Origin of the sequence: Rhodoplanes sp. SY1 (assembly GCF_046000175.1) — a bacterium.
Lineage (GTDB): Bacteria > Pseudomonadota > Alphaproteobacteria > Rhizobiales > Xanthobacteraceae > Rhodoplanes.
Window position 1 is genome coordinate 1 of the sequence record NZ_JBEOMB010000158.1, and the last position, 750, is coordinate 750.

The 750-nt window shown below is 67.5% G+C and carries 1 pseudogene; it reads left to right on the forward strand.

What is annotated here, in order from left to right:
* A pseudogene (locus ABTU92_RS26655) lies at nt 1–281 on the forward strand (LysR family transcriptional regulator); the annotation flags it as partial.
* Between the last annotated feature and the right edge of the window lie 469 nt (nt 282–750).

Sequence of the window (750 nt, forward strand, 5' to 3'; positions counted from 1 at the left end):
TGCCGACCTTCCTGACCGAGACCGATATGTTGAGCTTCGCGCCACGCCGCAGCCAGCGGGCCGGGCGACTAGGGACCGGACTGGCGGAGCTGCGCAACCCGCAGACCACCATGCACCGGACCTTGAGCTTCCTCTGTCGCAAGGACGGCTATGTCTCGCCTGCCCTGCGGCGGCTGACGACGATCTTGCGCGGAGCGATCGACGCGGACTCGGTGGGCACGGCCCCCCCGAGGTCGCGCAACCGGCGACTCTCCGCAGCGGCTTCCGCCGACCGTCCATGATCTTGTTCATGATCTTGGACGAGGGAACGGCCTCGAAGCCTCATTCGGCTCGGCTCCTCGGCGTTGAGCATCGACGGTCGCTTTTTCGGCTCTCGATTGCCACGGAGAAGTGACCCAGCGGCGGAGATTTGTTCTCATCGAGCCTCATATTCGCCGCTCCTCGGGGCGGCTGACCGCGGCGGCAACCAGTCTCCACCGCCAACGGAAAACAGTGGCCGCAGGAATGCCTCTCGGGGCGCGGCGGACGGGCCGGCCGCCGCGGCATGCGTGCCCCGGGGGGCTTCCAAATCCCAGAATCAACCCACTAGAATAGGCTCCTCGGGACATGGAGGGCTTCCCAATGGGCGTCAGCGACCTGAGCCGTCGTCAGTTCGCCGCCCTGACCGCCGCGACTGCCGCCACGTGGCAGTCCGTGGCCGAAGCCGAGCCGGCGCCTCCGGTCCTCTATCCGGGTGAGACGTCGACCGAA